This is a genomic window from Actinomadura sp. 9N407, assembly GCF_044326315.1.
In the GTDB taxonomy this organism is placed as follows: Bacteria; Actinomycetota; Actinomycetes; order Streptosporangiales; family Streptosporangiaceae; genus Spirillospora.
This window is the reverse complement of the sequence record NZ_JBIRAW010000006.1, coordinates 49661-62480: the sequence shown is the minus strand read 5'-3', so window position 1 is coordinate 62480 and position 12820 is coordinate 49661. Positions and strand designations below refer to the sequence as shown.

Below are 12820 nucleotides of genomic sequence, written 5' to 3'. Positions count from 1 at the left end.
AATTGGTTCAAGACTGTCCATTGTGGGAGTGTCTTTGAGTTCGGCCACCCGGCGGCGGGGTCTCGGCACCCGGACCGCTCGGGCTCGGGCCGCTCGTGATGCCCGAGGCCAGTATCAGGTCACGGTACGGGCCGGTCCGGAGGCCGAGCCGCTCATGATCGCCGCGCTGCGCGATCCGGCCGCCACTGATGATGCAGATCTCGTCGGCCTTGGTGGCGGCGGCCACCCGGTGGGTGATGACCAGGAGTGTGCAGCCCAGTTTCCGGATGCTTGAGATCACCCTCTCCTCGGTCACCCGGTCCAGTGCGCTGGTCGCCTCGTCGAGGATGAGAATCCGTGGGCGGCGGACGAGTGCGCGGGCCAGTGCGATCCGCTGACGCTGGCCGCCGGAGAGGCCGGTGCCGCCTGAGCCCAGGAGGGTCTCGTAGCCCATCGGCATGGCGGTGATCTCGTCATGGATCTGTGCGATGCCGGCGGCGTGGACGTAGTCGCCGGTGTGACCGTCCGCCGCGGAGGCGCCCATCATGATGTTGTCGCGGATCGAACCGGCGAAGACGCGGGCGTCCTGGTTGACGAACGATATCGACCGCCGCAGGGCGGCTCGGTCGATGTGGTGCAAGGGCGACCCGCCGATCAGGACCTGCCCCGCGACGGGCCGGTACAGTCCCGCGAGGATCATGGCCAAGGTCGACTTGCCGCACCCGGAGGCGCCCAGGAACGCCACGAAGGCCCCGGCGGGAATGTCCAGGTCGATGTCCGTCAACGCCGGGTCCATGGCCCCCGGGTACTGGAACCACATCCCCCTGACCGCCAAGTCCCCCCCTGTGTCGAATCGGGACTTGGCCGCCCGTCCGAGCTCATCGGGCTCGGCGTCCAGGATGTCGCCGAGCCGGGTGAGGGGAGCCTTCAGCGTGGCCACCTGGAACCCCGCCTGCACCAGGCTGGTCAAGGGAATGAAGACCCCCATGGACAGGGAGGTGAAGGCGGTCATCTCGCCGAGCCCGAGCTGCCCGGCGCTCACCTTGAAGGCGCCGGTGACCAGCACCAGCAGCGGCGCCATGAACTGGATGGACGCGACGAGAGACGAGAACAGGGTGAAGTGGCGGCGCCGCCTCGTCCCGGCGTTGATCTCCTCCATCAGGGAGTGGGTCCAGCGGCCGCCCATCATCTCGTCCAGACCCGCCGCCTTCACGGTGCCGATGCCTTCGAGGAGTTCGTTCAGCGCGCTTGCGGAGTGCGCCTGGCACTCCAATTCGTCGGCGGCCAGATAGATCTGCGACCGCCACGCCAGCAGCAGGAGCCCGACCTGGACCACCGCCAGCAGCGACACCCACACCGCTACCTGGCTTTCCACCAGGAAGAACGCGGCGAGGTAGCAGACGACCAGCACCCCGTCGAAGGCAGCCGAGAGCATGGAGGTGGTCAGCACCTGCCGGACCGAGGTGCCGGTGCGCACCCGCAGCGCCAGGTCGCCCGGCGTGCGCCGCCCGAAGAAGCCGAGAGGAAGCGCGAGGAGCCGGTTGAAGATGCCGAGGGTCACCCGTTTCTCCGCCGCGGCCTGGAGTTCGAGGATGACGGTGCCACGAAGCAACTGGAGAAGGAAGAAGCACAGGGTGGACACGGCGATGGCCGCGGCGGCCAGGACCGGAGTCAGGTGGTTTCCGGGACCTTGGTGGTCGATGACGTAGGCGGAGGCGAGCGGCGCCGACAGTCCGAAGACGAGAAGGACCAGGGAGGCCGCCGCCAGAACCAGCCATTTCTTCGAACGGGGAAAAAAGTAGGCGAGATGCCGCCAGGGGCTCTGCGGTCGCTTGACCTTTCTCCGCCGGCGAACCGAGCGCAGGGGAGCGTCGAACTCGACCGCCACACCGGTGAAGAGACGGTCGACGTCCTCGATGCGCAGCCGTCGCCGGCCGTAGGAGGGATCGACGATATAGACGTACTGACGTGTGGCGTACTCGAGAACGACGAAGTGGTTGAACTTCCAGAAGAGGATGGATCCGGGGAGCAGACTCCGCAGTCCCTCCAGGGACGTCCGCACCCCCCTGCCCGGCATTCCGTATCTACGGGCGGTCGTCAGGAGGGCGCGGGCCGACGCGCCGTCCCGCCCGCAGTCGGTGTCCTGGCGGAGTTGCTCGAGGCCGACCCGGATGCCGTGGTGTCCGAGCGCCATCATCAGGCTGACCGGACCGCAGTCGCTCAACTGGGCCTGGAGGTGCACCGGGACGGGGCGCCGCCTTCGTGTCCGGAGTCTGAGCTCCTTGACGCCCGGCCACGACGGCCGGGAGAACCCGCCCTTCTCCATGGGCGGGCCCAACTCACGGCCGACCGAAGTGGCCTGAAGCGCCTCCTCGCGGAAACGCGGGGGCTCGGTTGGGCGCCCGTTCTCCGAGGCGGGCTCAGGAGGACTTCCGGTCCCATCGCCGGTCAGCTGCGGGCGCGCGAAGTAGTCGAACGACGATTGACCGGCGCTCTTTTCCTTCATCGTCGCCCTGAAGCAGTTATCAGGTTCCTGATAAGAGTTTCGAAGATGTTTCCCGCACTGTCCACTGAGAACACGCTGCTTTCGAACACCACTTGGACGTCGAGCACATCTGGTCGACTGAATATTCGCAGCCCTATGCCCGATATCTGATAGTCGATCCTGGGGAGATAGCCGGTGGTGCCCAGCGCGGGCGGTTCACGGCCGGGTGCGCCGGACCGCCTTCGGTAGTTGACGAAGAGATCGGCCGGGTGCCCCTGGTCCCAAGCCGCGCTCCGCCGGTGCCGGACCGTGGCACGCAGCACCGCGCTTCCCACCGCCGCGACGAAATCGCGCCCGGTGCCTGCATCCCGCGGTCTCTCCACGGCCACGGGGACCTCCATGACGTACATGCCGACGACCTCGCGCTCCGCGGGAGCGCGCAGATTGACCGGGACGGCGATCGTGATCCGGTCCTGAGAGGTGAACCCGAGGACGGTCCTGGCGAAGGCGGCCAGGATCCAGGTGAACTCCGAGCAGCCGTGCAGGTCGGCCTGCTCCCTGAGGGCGGCGAGTCGCGTCCCGGTTAGGGAGAGGGAGGACTGCCTGCTGCGGAGGCCACGCTCCCCGGGATCCGGAGCAGGCACGTCGAACCGTGTGAGCGGACCTGAGGGGTCCCGTTCCGCGGACCGCACCGAGCCGCCGTCCGTGGAGGGCCGCCGTACGACCGAGTCGGTGAAACTCCGGCGGGGGAGCCCGCGGGGGGCGCGATCGGCGACGGCGTCCGCATAGGTGCGCATCAGGTCGCGGATGAGTAGTTCGGCCCCGATCCCGTCGACCGCCATGTGAGAGAAGCCGGTTATCAGGGCATGGACGGTGGGGCTGTACCGGAAGAGCCGGAACCGGAACGGGTAAGCGGCCTCGTCCCATGCCCGGCGCTGCTCCTGGACCATGACGTGCCGGATATAGCGGCTGAACTGTTCCTCCGACCGGGCGATGACGTTCTGGCAGGTGATCAGGTCGTTTCGGGGCGGCAGGCTCCTGATCCGCTGTGCCGGTTCTCCGTCGGGCAGCTTCAGTACCTCGACGCGAAGGGCCTCGTGCCGTGACACCAGTATCTCGACGCTGTCGGTGAACGTGTCGATGTCCAGCTCGCCGGGAATGCGGAAGCAGTCCCAGATCGCCATGCGCAGCGCGGGGTTTCTCCGCATGACCTCGAAGTGCTGGCGCTGACCCGCGGTGAGCGGGAATTCAGTGCCTCGGCCGGAACCGGCCATCCCCTTGCTCCTCGTCCTTCTTGAGGCCGCGTCGGGCGGTACGAAGAGACTGGGAACTCACCCTTCGCACCGCCCGTCGGGTCAACTCTTCTTCGCGTACGGAACGACCGCGTCGTCCCCGCCGCCGACGACGTCCTCGAGCTCTTCGTCGGCAAGAGCGGTGATGTCGACGTTCTCGACTTCCTTCTTCTCCTTCTTACCCATGGGTGACACCTCCTTCCCGTATTCGGTGCTGGCGGCACAGCCGGACCGGCTGGGGGGCGGTGCCGGCACGGCCATGACCAGCATGAATGTGAGAGCCTGGCTCCTGCACGCAAGGACTCACACGAACAGGAATCTAAGTGATAAGCGGGCCGGCCAACACCTCACAAATGCATGATGGCGAGAACTAGCCACGCTCCTTCCCTGGCCCGCGCCAGCGCGCTACCTTGACGACTCGGTAAGGTGCCGAAAGGTTGTGATCGCATGCCAAATAAGCCCTCAGTAACGCTGGCGCCGGTGACGGACAGCGATTATGAACTTTTCTCGCAATGGATTGCGTCGAATGCCGGGCTCTATGGTTCCGGTGCTAAGCATCAAGTCAGCGCTGCCGAGTTCAAGGCATTCCTGGAGCGGTCCGACGACCAGTACCTGATCGTGTGCACGCCTGATGGCCAGGCGCTCGGCTCGGTCGCGTGGAGGCCGACCGACACGCCGGGGAACTATGTCGTCGGGGCAATGATCGGTGATGCCGACATGTGGGGAGCCGGCTTCGGGCTTGAGGCGACGATCCTGCTCGTGGGAATGCTCTTCAACTCGAAGAACGCGCATCGCGTGGAATTCTTGTGCGGGGTGTTCAATCGGCGGGCGGTAGAGACCTTCTGCTCTGGAATGATCAACGTAGAAGGTGTGCTCAGAGACTATTTTTTTGTTGACGGAACCTATCACGATGCCCTGATCGGCTCGGTCCTCAGAGATGAGTACTACGCGGCACGGGGACCATCGGAAGCCGTTCCCGCCGCAGAGAAGGAGGCGGCCCGGGAAATTGTCGCCGACTTTCTCGGGAAGAATCCCATAGCGCCGCGGGACTGGCCGAGGGCGTCGATGTGACGCGTATCGAGGACAGGGGCGCGATCGCCGTCGTCGGAATGGCCGGCCGGTTCCCCGGCGCACGTGATCTGCAGGTGTTCTGGCGCAACCTGTGCGCCGGCACCATGTCGCTCACGCGGCTGACAGACGACCGGCTCCGCGATGCCGGGGTACCGGAGGAAACCCTGGCGGACCCCGGCTACATCAAGGTCGCCTCGCTGCTCGACGGCTTCCACCAGTTCGAGCCGGCCCTGTTCGGCATCACTCCGCGCGAGGCCGAGGCGATGGACCCCCAGGTGCGGGTCCTCCTGGAGATCTGTCACGACGCCCTGCAGGACGCCGGGTACGACCCGCACCGTTTCGGCGGCCGTATCGGGATGTACGCGGGGGCGAGGAATGGCAACGAGTATCTGACCGGCTATGTGCGCGCCAACCCGCGGTTCATGGAGACGATCGGCGAGGCACGCGCGAGAATCACCAATCACGCCGACTTTCTGTCCACCACCGTCTCCTACCATCTGGGGTTGCGCGGCCCGTCCATCAGCAGCCTCACCGCCTGCTCCACCTCTCTGGTGACCGTGCACCTGGCGCGCGCGGCGCTGCTGAACGGCGAGTGCGACATGGCGATCGCCGGCGGCGTGGAGATCCCGCTCCCTCCGTACTGTGGTTACCGGCACAGCGAGGGCGGCGGGATCCTGGCGGTGGACGGCGTCGTCAGGCCGTACGACGCGAGGGCCTCCGGGACGGTGTTCGGAGCGGGTGCCGGTGTGGTGGTGCTCAAACGGCTGAGCGAGGCCGTCGCCGACCGGGACGCGATCCACGCGGTGATCATCGGGTCGGCGGTCAACAACGACGGCGCCGCGAAGTCCGCGTACGCGGCGCCGAGCGAAGCGGGCCAGGCGGAAGCGCTCGCCTCGGCCCTGCGGATCGCCGGGATCGACCCGGTGTCGGTCGGGTACGTCGAGGGCCACGGCATGGGCACCCTGGTCGGCGACCCCATCGAGGTGGCCGCGCTGAACCGCGTCTACGGCGCGGGCCGCCGCGGGACCCGGAACGTCGCCCTGGGCTCGGTGAAGAGCAACGTCGGTCACCTCGGCGCCGCAGGCGGGATCTGCGGGCTCATCAAGGCCGTGTACAGCGTGCGGGAGGGGATCATCCCGGCGAGTCTCAACTTCAGCGCCCCGAACCCGCAGATCGACTTCGACGCCGGGCCCTTCCATGTCGTGGACCGCACGACGCCTTGGCCACGGGACCCCGGGCTCCGCCGCGCGGCCGTGAGCTCCCTGGGCATCGGCGGCACCAACGCCCATCTGATCCTGGAGCAGCCTCCGGTGGTGGAGACCGGCCCGACGCGGGGGCCGTACCACCTTCTGACGTTCTCGGCCCGTACCCCGACCGCTCTGGCGGCCATGGAGAAAGCCTTCCACGACCACCTGCGCGAGTCCCGGGGGAGCGGGGGCGGCGACGGCGAGGTCGCGGACGTCGCCTACACGTTGTCCGAGGGGCGTCCCATCCGTGCCGTGCGCCGCGCCCTGGTCGTGGCCGACAGGGAGGACGCCGTGAGCCGGTTGGGCGCAGGCCATGCCGGGACGGCGCACCCGGTACCGCGCGGCCGTATGCCCAAGCCGGCCTACCTGATGCCCGGGCAGGGCTCTCAGTACGTCGGCATGGCGCGCGGACTCTATGAGCGAGTGCCGGAATTCGCGTCGATCCTGGACCACTGCGCCACCGTGCTGCGCCGTTCCCACGGCCTCGACCTCGAGAGCGTCCTGTTCCCCGCGACGGCCGAGGCGGCCGCCCGGGCAGAGGCCGCGCTCGTCCGGACCTCGGTCGCACAGCCCGCCCTCTTCGCCGTTGAGCACGCGCTGGCCGGCCTCCTGACCTCCTGGGGTCTCACGCCCGCCGCGATGGCGGGGCACGGCGTCGGCGAGTACGTGGCCGCCACCCTGGCCGGGGTCATGGACGCCGATGACGCCCTGCTCCTGGTCGCCGATCGCGGCCGGATGATCGAGTCGCTGCCGGCCGGCGCCATGACGGCCGTCGCGCCGCCCGAGGACGAACTCCGGCCGCTTCTTCCGGCGGGCGTCGACCCCGTCCTGGAGGCGTTCGCGGAGCGTGTCGCCACGGTGCGGCTCCGGGAGCCCCGTATCCCGTTCGTGTCGAATGTGACGGGCGACTGGATCACGCCCGATCAGGCCACCGACCCGGCGTACTGGGCACGGCACGTCCGCGCGTCCGTGCGCTTCGCGGACGCCGCCCGGCTGCTGCTGGCCGACGACGGCCACCGCCTGGCGCAGGTCGGCCCCGGGCACGCGCCCTCCGATCTCGTCGCCGGGACCTCGACGGACTCGGACGCGCACCGGTCGCAGCGCGCCCCGGCCGTTCCCATGCTGCGCGCTTCCTGGGACGAGCGCGACGACCTGCGGGTGCTGCTGGAGGGTGTGGGCCGGCTGTGGTCGTACGGCTGCTCTGTGGACTGGGACCGGTTCTGGGCGCACGAGCGACGTGGCCGGGTGCACGCCCCCACCTATCCCTACGAACGCGAAACGTTCTGGGTGCCACGGGTGGGCGGTGAGTCCGACGATCGGGACTCCCCGGACGAGGGACCGCTCTATGTGCCGACCTGGACCGAGACGAGCCCGCCGCCGCGGGTCACCGCCGGTGAAGAGGGGGTGGCGTGGGTGGTGTTCGCCCATCCCGACGAGGCCGTGACCAACGAGCTGATCCGGCTGGCACAGGGCACCTGCGGGAACGTCGTCGTCGTCGCGCCTGGCGGCCGGTACGCCGCCGCGGACGGGCATCACATCATCCGGCCGCGCGAGGCCGCCGACTACGGCAGGCTTGCCGCCGCCGTCCTCGACGCGGGGCCCGAACAGGTCCGCCTGGTACACGCCTGGCTCCTCGGCGGCGGCACGGCACGCACCGAACAGGCAGCCGTGCGGAGCCACCTCGACCTCGGCCTGAACAGCCTCCTGGTCACCCTCCAGGAATTCTCCTGGAGGGCCTCCGAGACCGCTCTTGAGCTGTTCGTCCTGACCAGCGGTATGCAGGACGTCATGGGCGACGGAGACGTTCGCCCGGCGAAGGCCGCCGTACGCGGGCTGCTGAAGACCGTGCCCCGGGAGCTGCGTTCCGTCACGGTCCGCGGTGTCGACGTGGGAGTCGGCAAGGACGCGGGAGCCGGCAAGGCGGAGACCATCGCCACCCAACTTTTCCGGGAACTGCGGTCCGGCTCGGCCGAGCCGGAAGTGGCGCTGCGCGGGCGCAAGAGGTGGGTCGCAGGTCATTCCGCGGTCCGGCTCGACGAGGCCGCGGAGGCGACCTCCGTGCTCCGGGAGGAGGGGGTCTACGTCATCACCGGCGGCCTGGGCGGTCTCGGCCTGGAACTGGCCAGGGAACTGGCCAGGCTGGTGCGCGCGAGGGTCGTGCTGGTGGGCCGGTCCGGGCTACCGCCCCGCTCCGAGTGGGAGCCGCTCGCCGCCGGGTCGCCGGACCCGGAGCTGAGGCGGCGGCTCCGGGGAGTCCTCGCCGTTGAGGAGACCGGCGGGCAGGTGCTGGTGTACGCCGGAGACGTGACCGACGAGGTCCGGATGCGGGAGATCCGGGCGGAGGTGATGCGCGCGCACCGCAAGGTCGACGGCGTGTTCCACCTGGCCGGTGTCGCGGGCGGCGGTCTCATCGAGGTACGTGCGCAGGAAGCCGTTGGCAGGGTCCTCGCGCCGAAGGTGCAGGGCACCTATGTGCTGGACCGGGTGTTCAGGCCGCCTCTGCTGGTGCTGTACTCGTCCATCACGGCCATCACGGGTGACTACGGTCAGTCCGACTACGCCGGGGCCAACGCCGTCCTGGACGCCTACGCACAGGCCCAGTGGGGCAGCGGACGCCATGTCGTCTCCATCAACTGGCCGCAGTGGACGGACGTGGGCATGGCCTCCCGCGCGCAGGACACCGTGCCGGAGGCGTACCGCGAAAGTGCCATCGGCCCTGAGGAGGCGGCCGGGGTGCTGCGGTCGATCCTGGCCTCCGGTGCGGGTCCGCAGGTCGTGGTGAGTCCGGGCGGGCTGCTCGGGCGGGAGCGACTCGCCGACCGTGTCGCCATCGACGCGGGCGGGGCCGGTGCCGGGGGTTCCGTGCCCGCTCATGCCGCCCGGTACGTCGGCAATCCGTTCGCGCCGCCGCGGACCGATGTCGAACGGAAGCTGGCGGCGCTCTGGCGGCAGGCCCTGGGGATCGAGGAGGTCGGGCTGGACGACGACTTCCATGAGCTGGGCATGAGCTCGATCATGGCGGTGCGGCTGGTAGGGCGGATACCGGAGGTGCTCGGGGTGGACGTCTCCGTCCGGGAACTGTTCGAGTGGCGGACGCTGCGGACTGTGGCCGAGGCCGTGCAGCCGGCGCCGCCGCGACGGTGACCCGGGTCCGCGCGCGGGGTCAGTCCTTCAGCGCCTCCCGTGCCCGCGTGGTCAGCGCCAGCCGGTCGGTCTTCTTGTTGGCGTTCAGCGGCAGGTCGTCCAGGTACTCGTAGTGGCGCGGGATCAGGTACCGGGGAAAGAACGCCCCGAGTTCCTTCACCAGCACGGGCACCGGCCGCTCGTCGCCCACCAGGAACGCCACCAGTCGTCCTTCCGCCGCCACCGCGACCGCGTCCCGCACTCCGGGCAGCCGGCGCAGGCCCGACTCGACCTCGGCGAGCTCCACCCGGAAGCCACCGATCTGGACCTGGTGGTCGGTGCGGCCGAGGTAGGCGAGTTCGCCGCCGTCGACGCGGCGGACCAGATCGCCCGTGCGGTACCAGCGCAGCCCTTCATGATCCAGAAAGCGGCCGATGTCGTCGGCCGGGTCGAGGTAGCCGGGGAACATCTGCTCGCCGGTGACGCACAGCTCGCCGGTACCGTCACCGTCCTCCTCCGCGCCCAGGAGCAGGTACCGCAGCCTCGGGTGGACGGTCCCGATGGGGACGACGTCGTTGACCGCCAGCTTCGGTGACAGCTCCGGGTCGAACCGGTGGACGCTGCAGGAGATGGTCAGCTCGGTCGGCCCATAGAGGTTCTCCAGGCGGGAGTTCGGTGCCGCCTCCTGCCATTGGGCGGCGTCGTGGACCAGGAGGGCCTCGCCGCAGAACAGGCTCCACCGCAGGCCGGGCAGGGACGCGGAGCCCAGTCCCTTTCCCCTGCGGGCCAGAGAGATCATGTTGGGGGTGGAGAACCAGACGGTGATGCCGTGCCTGGCCACGAAGTGGGGCAGCGACACGTACACGTGCGGGGGGACGCTGACGACGGTGCCGCCGGCCCCCCACCCGGCGAAGATGTCGAACATGGCCAGGTCGAAGGTCAGGTCGAAGGTCTGCGAGAAGACGTCCTCGGAGGTGAAGCCGTAGCGCGCTCCGATCTGCCGCAGGTAGGCGGCCACGTTGGAGTGCAGGACGGGGACACCCTTGGGACGACCGCTGGAGCCGGAGGTGAAGAGGACGTACGCGACGCCCTCGGGCGAGGACGGCAGCGGCTCGTCCAGGGCGGGACCGGTGGGCCGGTGCACCACCGGGACACCGTCCAGCACATCGGCCAGTCCGGGAAGCAGTGACAGTGCCTTGTCGTCGGCGACGAGGCCGTCGAGTGAGGCGGCACTGATCATGTGGCGGAGGCGCTCGCGCGGGAAGGCCGGGTTGAGCGGGACGGCCGCCGCTCCGGTGTAGAGGGCGGCGAGCAGGCCGGCGTACATGTCCTCGCTGCGGGCGCCGAGGACACCGATACGCCGTGGCCCGCCCGTGCCGCCGGGGCCGTGGGGCAGGAGGCCACCGGCGAGCCGCAACGCACGTTCGTGGAGGCCTCCGTAGCTGATGCTCTCGCCGCCGATGCGCAGCGCCTCGGCCTTATCGTCGCGGTCGAGGCTCCACAGGAACGCCTCGTGGAGCAGGCGCTGTCCGGGCCGGTCCGATGCCATTTCCGTCATTCCTCCACTGGTGCGCTTGCCAGCCTCAGTTCGTGCGGCCGGAGGGCTTCCAAGAGCAGCCAGCCCTCCCATTGGTCCCCCTCGGTGCGCAGCAGCACGAGGTCGCCCTGTGCGATCACGCCGGTCGACAGCGCCGCGTAGAGGTCGAGCCATGCGTCGCAGGCGCTGGGACCGGAGAGGACCTGTACGCGCCGTGCCTCCGCCTCCGCGGGGAGTGCCTCCATTCCGGGAGCACCCTTGCCGTTGGCGACGATGCGGAGCGCTCCCGTGCGGGCCACCCTCAGGGCGACCCCGGCGAAGGCCGGCTTGTCGGTCTCGACGGCCACATAGGCGGGGTCGTCCACGATCACCACGGTGGCCCCCCGATCCTCGGGGACCGCCCACGTGAGCAGGCGGAACACCTGTGTTCCACCCTGTTCCCGAAGGTGAGTGATCCCCATGTCGTCGCCGGTCCAGCCGAGCGCGTGCACGGTTCCCGCAAGGGGCGAGGTCATCGGATCGACGACCTCGCCGGAGCGCACCAGGAAGAGCGTCTGGTCGTCGCCCGGGGGTCCGAGCGCGTCCAGCGCCCGCCACGTGGTGGCGTAGTCCGCGGCGTCGGCCGGGTCGCCGGGCACGGGGTGCCGCACGTACATCCGCTCCGCCGGGATGCGGCGCTCGCGCGCGATCATGTCCGCGACGCGGCGGCGCGGGTCCCTGCGGGGCAGTTCGGCGGAGGGCTGGAACCGCGGCCACGAGCGGACCGAGGTCGCGATTGCGTCGATGTACAGATCGGCCATGGTTACCCGCCCACCACCTCGACGACGATGACCTGGAAGTACGCCCCATGCCCGAGTGCGACCAGCGCACACCGGTCGCCGGGGCGCAGCCGTCCGGTCAGGTCGGCGTGCTGGAGGTTCGATAGTGCGTCGATCCCGTAGTTGTGACCGCGTACGGGCAGGAGGTCGAGCGGAACACGGTCGCGTTCGACGCCCGTTTCGCGGCAGAAGTTGCGCCAGAACACGGCGTTGGTCAGGTCGGGCATGATCCAGTCGAGATCGGTGATGCCGAGGCCCGCCCGGCCGGCGGCCTCGCGCAGGACCGTGGTCACGTGGTCGAGGCAGGCCTTCGCGTAGAGCCTCTGTTCCTGCTGGGTCATGCGGAGGGCTCGGTGGAATCGGTGGTCGCGCAGGGTCGCGCCGGCCAGGTAGCGATAGCGGAAGGAATCGTGGGAGTGGCCGTGCGAGGGGTCGTGGGCCGAGTGCACCACGACGGCTGCGGCCGCGTCTCCGCCCACGGTCACGCCCGGGATGATCCTCGCCGTGTCGTCCAGGCTGCCCCGGTCCCCGCCCAATACCAGGACCCGGTCGCCGGGCCCTGCCCCGGGGCGGGCGTGGTAACGGCGGGCGACCTCCACCGCCCGCAGCACGCTGACGCAGTGGATGTGGGAGATCCCGTAGAACTCCGCTCCCGGGACGCCGAGCGCGGCGCACAATCGCCGGGAGAAATCCGGCCGGTTCGCGAACTCCTGCACGACATGCGAGTGCCCGTAGAGCACGACGTCGGCGCCGCGTCCCGCGAGAGCCTCCCGGCCCGCGCCCACCAGGAGGTCCTCCATATGCTCGTCCGGGGCGAGAGTGGGGCTGTCGCGCAAGCCGTGGAACCTCCTGAACATCCGTCGCTCGAAGGGACTCCGGCCGGCCCGCTCAAGGACGCGGTCGACGGATTCGACGCCCCTGGGCAGTCGCACCGAGACCCGGGACAGTCCCAGGACCCGGCCCTCGCGTCCCTCGGTCATGGCATCGCCGCGGCGACGAGGTGCCCGGTGACGTAGTCGGCCAGGCTGCCGACCGTGCGAAAGATCTCCAGTCGCAGGTCCTCGGGGTCGACTTCGAATCCGAGGGCGTCCTCGAGGACCAGGAGCAGTTCGAGGGTGCCCGCCGAGTCCAGGCCCAGCTCCTCGTAGAGCTCGGTGGTCTCGCGCACCTCGGTGATCTCACAGTCGAGGGCAACGCTGAGCGCCTCCCGTATGTGCTCGATGATCCCCGTACGTCCCACTGATCCTCTTCTCGATCCGGCGCGGCGC

9 protein-coding genes are annotated in these 12820 nt (G+C 69.6%); 2 read left to right on the top strand and 7 right to left on the bottom strand.

Annotation, left to right across the window (positions count from 1 at the left end; translation table 11 throughout):
- Positions 1 to 7: 7 nt before the first annotated feature.
- From ACH34Q_RS11485 to ACH34Q_RS11475, 3 genes are all read right to left on the bottom strand, one after another.
- Positions 8 to 2485 (bottom strand): peptidase domain-containing ABC transporter, encoded by a 2478-nt coding sequence (locus ACH34Q_RS11485; protein WP_395982815.1) that lies wholly within the window; start codon positions 2483 to 2485, stop codon positions 8 to 10.
- Entirely contained in the window at positions 2482 to 3738 is a 1257-nt protein-coding gene (locus ACH34Q_RS11480; RefSeq protein ID WP_395982814.1) for a condensation domain-containing protein, read from the bottom strand. The genes ACH34Q_RS11485 and ACH34Q_RS11480 overlap by 4 nt, the downstream gene beginning before the upstream one ends.
- Before the next feature lie 81 nt (positions 3739 to 3819).
- Positions 3820 to 3942, bottom strand: a complete 123-nt coding sequence (locus ACH34Q_RS11475; protein ID WP_395982813.1) for a hypothetical protein — start codon at positions 3940 to 3942, stop codon at positions 3820 to 3822.
- A gap of 261 nt (positions 3943 to 4203) precedes the next feature.
- On the opposite strand from ACH34Q_RS11475, the gene ACH34Q_RS11470 reads away from it, so the two are divergent.
- Complete coding sequence (locus ACH34Q_RS11470; RefSeq protein WP_395982812.1) at positions 4204 to 4827, top strand: GNAT family N-acetyltransferase; 624 nt, start codon at positions 4204 to 4206, stop codon at positions 4825 to 4827.
- Positions 4824 to 9218 (top strand): beta-ketoacyl synthase N-terminal-like domain-containing protein, encoded by a 4395-nt coding sequence (locus ACH34Q_RS11465; RefSeq protein ID WP_395982811.1) that lies wholly within the window; start codon positions 4824 to 4826, stop codon positions 9216 to 9218. The genes ACH34Q_RS11470 and ACH34Q_RS11465 overlap by 4 nt, the downstream gene beginning before the upstream one ends.
- Positions 9219 to 9237: 19 nt before the next feature.
- Here the strand turns inward: ACH34Q_RS11465 and ACH34Q_RS11460 are convergent, their stop codons facing one another.
- The 4 genes from ACH34Q_RS11460 to ACH34Q_RS11445 are packed head-to-tail and all read right to left on the bottom strand — an operon-like array spanning position 9238 to position 12792.
- A complete protein-coding gene (locus tag ACH34Q_RS11460) occupies positions 9238 to 10746 on the bottom strand; it encodes an AMP-binding protein (RefSeq protein ID WP_395982810.1) in 1509 nt (502 codons plus the stop codon).
- Between the two features lie 5 nt (positions 10747 to 10751).
- Positions 10752 to 11534 carry a hypothetical protein gene (locus tag ACH34Q_RS11455; protein ID WP_395982809.1) on the bottom strand — a complete coding sequence of 261 codons (783 nt, stop codon included), beginning with the start codon at positions 11532 to 11534 and terminating at the stop codon, positions 10752 to 10754.
- Positions 11535 to 11536: 2 nt separating this feature from the next.
- On the bottom strand, positions 11537 to 12532 hold the full coding sequence (locus tag ACH34Q_RS11450) for a 3-oxoacyl-[acyl-carrier-protein] synthase III C-terminal domain-containing protein (protein WP_395982808.1): 996 nt from the start codon (positions 12530 to 12532) through the stop codon (positions 11537 to 11539).
- Entirely contained in the window at positions 12529 to 12792 is a 264-nt protein-coding gene (locus tag ACH34Q_RS11445) for an acyl carrier protein (protein ID WP_395982807.1), read from the bottom strand. The genes ACH34Q_RS11450 and ACH34Q_RS11445 overlap by 4 nt, the downstream gene beginning before the upstream one ends.
- Positions 12793 to 12820 lie beyond the last annotated feature (28 nt).

What these genes read in the sequence shown, in the direction of transcription:
- ACH34Q_RS11485 (WP_395982815.1), bottom strand. Translation starts at nt 2,485, where the DNA reads ATGAAGGAAAAGAGCGCCGGTCAATCGTCGTTCGACTACTTCGCGCGC.
- ACH34Q_RS11480 (WP_395982814.1), bottom strand. Translation starts at nt 3,738, where the DNA reads ATGGCCGGTTCCGGCCGAGGCACTGAATTCCCGCTCACCGCGGGTCAG.
- ACH34Q_RS11475 (WP_395982813.1), bottom strand. Translation starts at nt 3,942, where the DNA reads ATGGGTAAGAAGGAGAAGAAGGAAGTCGAGAACGTCGACATCACCGCT.
- ACH34Q_RS11470 (WP_395982812.1), top strand. Translation starts at nt 4,204, where the DNA reads ATGCCAAATAAGCCCTCAGTAACGCTGGCGCCGGTGACGGACAGCGAT.
- ACH34Q_RS11460 (WP_395982810.1), bottom strand. Translation starts at nt 10,746, where the DNA reads ATGGCATCGGACCGGCCCGGACAGCGCCTGCTCCACGAGGCGTTCCTG.
- ACH34Q_RS11455 (WP_395982809.1), bottom strand. Translation starts at nt 11,534, where the DNA reads ATGGCCGATCTGTACATCGACGCAATCGCGACCTCGGTCCGCTCGTGG.
- ACH34Q_RS11450 (WP_395982808.1), bottom strand. Translation starts at nt 12,532, where the DNA reads ATGACCGAGGGACGCGAGGGCCGGGTCCTGGGACTGTCCCGGGTCTCG.